Source organism: Streptococcus sp. k-163, from assembly GCF_013277555.1.
Lineage (GTDB): Bacteria > Bacillota > Bacilli > Lactobacillales > Streptococcaceae > Streptococcus.
The window spans coordinates 1-5,062 of the sequence record NZ_VMND01000016.1 but is presented as its reverse complement, the minus strand read 5'-3'; the positions used below and the strand labels follow the sequence as shown (position 1 = coordinate 5,062).

Below are 5,062 nucleotides of genomic sequence, written 5' to 3'. Positions count from 1 at the left end.
CTATCCAGATACCCACCTATCTTTAACAACTCCGCCAGTAGGACTCGAACCTACGACATCATGATTAACAGTCATGCGCTACTACCAACTGAGCTATGGCGGATAAAAGCTAAGCGACTTCCATATCTCACAGGGGGCAACCCCCAACTACTTCCGGCGTTCTAGGGCTTAACTTCTGTGTTCGGCATGGGTACAGGTGTATCTCCTAGGCTATCGTCACTTAACTCTGAGTAATACCTACTCAAAATTGAATATCTATTCAAATCAAGAAAACCGTACGCTTTCATATTCTCAGTTACTTTGGATAAGTCCTCGAGCTATTAGTATTAGTCCGCTACATGTGTCGCCACACTTCCACTTCTAACCTATCTACCTGATCATCTCTCAGGGCTCTTACTGATATAAAATCATGGGAAATCTCATCTTGAGGTGGGTTTCACACTTAGATGCTTTCAGCGTTTATCCCTTCCCTACATAGCTACCCAGCGATGCCTTTGGCAAGACAACTGGTACACCAGCGGTAAGTCCACTCTGGTCCTCTCGTACTAGGAGCAGATCCTCTCAAATTTCCTACGCCCGCGACGGATAGGGACCGAACTGTCTCACGACGTTCTGAACCCAGCTCGCGTGCCGCTTTAATGGGCGAACAGCCCAACCCTTGGGACCGACTACAGCCCCAGGATGCGACGAGCCGACATCGAGGTGCCAAACCTCCCCGTCGATGTGAACTCTTGGGGGAGATAAGCCTGTTATCCCCAGGGTAGCTTTTATCCGTTGAGCGATGGCCCTTCCATACGGAACCACCGGATCACTAAGCCCGACTTTCGTCCCTGCTCGAGTTGTAGCTCTCGCAGTCAAGCTCCCTTATACCTTTACACTCTGCGAATGATTTCCAACCATTCTGAGGGAACCTTTGGGCGCCTCCGTTACCTTTTAGGAGGCGACCGCCCCAGTCAAACTGCCCGTCAGACACTGTCTCCGATAGGGGTCACCTATCTGGGTTAGAGTGGCCATAACACAAGGGTAGTATCCCAACAACGTCTCCTTCGAAACTGGCGTCCCGATCTCATAGACTCCTACCTATCCTGTACATGTGGTACAGACACTCAATATCAAACTGCAGTAAAGCTCCATGGGGTCTTTCCGTCCTGTCGCGGGTAACCTGCATCTTCACAGGTACTAAAATTTCACCGAGTCTCTCGTTGAGACAGTGCCCAAATCATTACGCCTTTCGTGCGGGTCGGAACTTACCCGACAAGGAATTTCGCTACCTTAGGACCGTTATAGTTACGGCCGCCGTTTACTGGGGCTTCAATTCATACCTTCGCTTACGCTAAGCACTCCTCTTAACCTTCCAGCACCGGGCAGGCGTCACCCCCTATACATCATCTTACGATTTAGCAGAGAGCTGTGTTTTTGATAAACAGTTGCTTGGGCCTATTCACTGCGGCTGACCTAAATCAGCACCCCTTCTCCCGAAGTTACGGGGTCATTTTGCCGAGTTCCTTAACGAGAGTTCTCTCGCTCACCTGAGGCTACTCGCCTCGACTACCTGTGTCGGTTTGCGGTACGGGTAGAGTATGTTTAAACGCTAGAAGCTTTTCTTGGCAGTGTGACGTCACTAACTTCGCTACTAAACTTCGCTCCCCATCACAGCTCAATGTTATAGATATAAGCATTTGACTCATACCACACCTCACTGCTTAGACAGACTCTTCCAATCGTCTGCTTTAGTTAGCCTACTGCGTCCCTCCATCACTACATACTCTAGTACAGGAATATCAACCTGTTGTCCATCGGATACACCTTTCGGTCTCTCCTTAGGTCCCGACTAACCCAGGGCGGACGAGCCTTCCCCTGGAAACCTTAGTCTTACGGTGGACAGGATTCTCACCTGTCTTTCGCTACTCATACCGGCATTCTCACTTCTATGCGTTCCAGCACTCCTCACGGTACACCTTCTTCACACATAGAACGCTCTCCTACCATACCTATAAAGGTATCCACAGCTTCGGTAAATTGTTTTAGCCCCGGTACATTTTCGGCGCAGGGTCACTCGACTAGTGAGCTATTACGCACTCTTTGAATGAATAGCTGCTTCTAAGCTAACATCCTAGTTGTCTGTGCAACCCCACATCCTTTTCCACTTAACAATTATTTTGGGACCTTAGCTGGTGGTCTGGGCTGTTTCCCTTTCGACTACGGATCTTAGCACTCGCAGTCTGACTGCCGACCATAATTCATTGGCATTCGGAGTTTATCTGAGATTGGTAATCCGGGATGGACCCCTCACCCAAACAGTGCTCTACCTCCAAGAATCTCTAATGTCGACGCTAGCCCTAAAGCTATTTCGGAGAGAACCAGCTATCTCCAAGTTCGTTTGGAATTTCTCCGCTACCCACAAGTCATCCAAGCACTTTTCAACGTGCCCTGGTTCGGTCCTCCAGTGCGTCTTACCGCACCTTCAACCTGCTCATGGGTAGGTCACATGGTTTCGGGTCTACGTCATGATACTAATTCGCCCTATTCAGACTCGGTTTCCCTACGGCTCCGTCTCTTCAACTTAACCTCGCATCATAACGTAACTCGCCGGTTCATTCTACAAAAGGCACGCTCTCACCCATTAACGGGCTCGAACTTGTTGTAGGCACACGGTTTCAGGTTCTATTTCACTCCCCTCCCGGGGTGCTTTTCACCTTTCCCTCACGGTACTGGTTCACTATCGGTCACTAGGGAGTATTTAGGGTTGGGAGATGGTCCTCCCAGATTCCGACGGGATTTCGCGTGTCCCGCCGTACTCAGGATACTGCTAGGTACAAAGACTATTTTAAATACGAGGCTATTACTCTCTTTGGCTGATCTTCCCAAATCATTCTTCTATAATCTTTGAGTCCACATTGCAGTCCTACAACCCCGAAGAGTAAACTCTTCGGTTTGCCCTCCTGCCGTTTCGCTCGCCGCTACTAAGGCAATCGCTTTTGCTTTCTCTTCCTGCAGCTACTTAGATGTTTCAGTTCACTGCGTCTTCCTCCTCACATCCTTAACAGATGCGGGTAACAGGTAGTACCTGTTGGGTTCCCCCATTCGGAAATCCCTGGATCATCGCTTACTTACAGCTACCCAAGGCATATCGTCGTTTGTCACGTCCTTCTTCGGCTCCTAGTGCCAAGGCATCCACCGTGCGCCCTTATTAACTTAACCTTATTTTTTTGACTTTTCAGTCATAAACTCTTATTAATACTACAGCGTTTTCGGTTTATTTTCTTGTTACTATTTGATATAGATATTCAATTTTCAATGTGCATTACTTGGTGATCTCTCACCAATGGAGCCTAGCGGGATCGAACCGCTGACCTCCTGCGTGCAAAGCAGGCGCTCTCCCAGCTGAGCTAAGGCCCCACAAGACCTCTCAAGACTAAACAAGACCAATGTGCATTCCTTATCCTTAGAAAGGAGGTGATCCAGCCGCACCTTCCGATACGGCTACCTTGTTACGACTTCACCCCAATCATCTATCCCACCTTAGGCGGCTGGCTCCTTACGGTTACCTCACCGACTTCGGGTGTTACAAACTCTCGTGGTGTGACGGGCGGTGTGTACAAGGCCCGGGAACGTATTCACCGCGGCGTGCTGATCCGCGATTACTAGCGATTCCGACTTCATGTAGGCGAGTTGCAGCCTACAATCCGAACTGAGACTGGCTTTAAGAGATTAGCTTGTCGTCACCGACTTGCGACTCGTTGTACCAGCCATTGTAGCACGTGTGTAGCCCAGGTCATAAGGGGCATGATGATTTGACGTCATCCCCACCTTCCTCCGGTTTATTACCGGCAGTCTCGCTAGAGTGCCCAACTAAATGATGGCAACTAACAATAGGGGTTGCGCTCGTTGCGGGACTTAACCCAACATCTCACGACACGAGCTGACGACAACCATGCACCACCTGTCACCTCTGTCCCGAAGGAAAACTCTATCTCTAGAGCGGTCAGAGGGATGTCAAGACCTGGTAAGGTTCTTCGCGTTGCTTCGAATTAAACCACATGCTCCACCGCTTGTGCGGGCCCCCGTCAATTCCTTTGAGTTTCAACCTTGCGGTCGTACTCCCCAGGCGGAGTGCTTAATGCGTTAGCTACGGCACTAAACCCCGGAAAGGGTCTAACACCTAGCACTCATCGTTTACGGCGTGGACTACCAGGGTATCTAATCCTGTTTGCTCCCCACGCTTTCGAGCCTCAGCGTCAGTTACAAGCCAGAGAGCCGCTTTCGCCACCGGTGTTCCTCCATATATCTACGCATTTCACCGCTACACATGGAATTCCACTCTCCCCTCTTGCACTCAAGTTAAACAGTTTCCAAAGCGTACTATGGTTAAGCCACAGCCTTTAACTTCAGACTTATCTAACCGCCTGCGCTCGCTTTACGCCCAATAAATCCGGACAACGCTCGGGACCTACGTATTACCGCGGCTGCTGGCACGTAGTTAGCCGTCCCTTTCTGGTAAGATACCGTCACAGTGTGAACTTTCCACTCTCACACTCGTTCTTCTCTTACAACAGAGCTTTACGATCCGAAAACCTTCTTCACTCACGCGGCGTTGCTCGGTCAGACTTTCGTCCATTGCCGAAGATTCCCTACTGCTGCCTCCCGTAGGAGTCTGGGCCGTGTCTCAGTCCCAGTGTGGCCGATCACCCTCTCAGGTCGGCTATGTATCGTCGCCTTGGTGAGCCGTTACCCCACCAACTAGCTAATACAACGCAGGTCCATCTGGTAGTGATGCAATTGCACCTTTCAAACAGTTGTCATGCAACAACTGTTATTATGCGGTATTAGCTATCGTTTCCAATAGTTATCCCCCACTACCAGGCAGGTTACCTACGCGTTACTCACCCGTTCGCAACTCATCCAGAAGAGCAAGCTCCTCCTTCAGCGTTCTACTTGCATGTATTAGGCACGCCGCCAGCGTTCGTCCTGAGCCAGGATCAAACTCTCATTAAAAGTTTGAGTTCTCACTCATTTCTGTCACTGACAGATTTATTGTTTTTTCATTGTTCAGTACTACAAC

General features: G+C 49.7%; 2 tRNA genes and 3 rRNA genes. All 5 read right to left on the bottom strand.

Annotation, left to right across the window (positions count from 1 at the left end):
• Positions 1 to 29 precede the first annotated feature (29 nt).
• The 5 genes from HT731_RS06990 to HT731_RS06970 all read right to left on the bottom strand — a co-directional run bounded on the left by HT731_RS06990 (position 30) and on the right by HT731_RS06970 (position 4,995).
• A tRNA-Asn gene (locus HT731_RS06990) sits at positions 30 to 103 on the bottom strand.
• Positions 104 to 108: 5 nt separating this feature from the next.
• Positions 109 to 224: ribosomal RNA gene (gene rrf / locus HT731_RS06985) — 5S ribosomal RNA — on the bottom strand.
• Between the two features lie 76 nt (positions 225 to 300).
• Positions 301 to 3,201 (bottom strand): 23S ribosomal RNA (locus HT731_RS06980).
• 125 nt (positions 3,202 to 3,326) lie between these two features.
• A tRNA-Ala gene (locus HT731_RS06975) sits at positions 3,327 to 3,399 on the bottom strand.
• Positions 3,400 to 3,449: 50 nt separating this feature from the next.
• A 16S ribosomal RNA gene (locus tag HT731_RS06970) occupies positions 3,450 to 4,995 on the bottom strand.
• The 16S, 23S and 5S rRNA genes sit together here with 2 tRNA genes alongside, the layout of an rRNA operon.
• Positions 4,996 to 5,062: the final 67 nt, after the last annotated feature.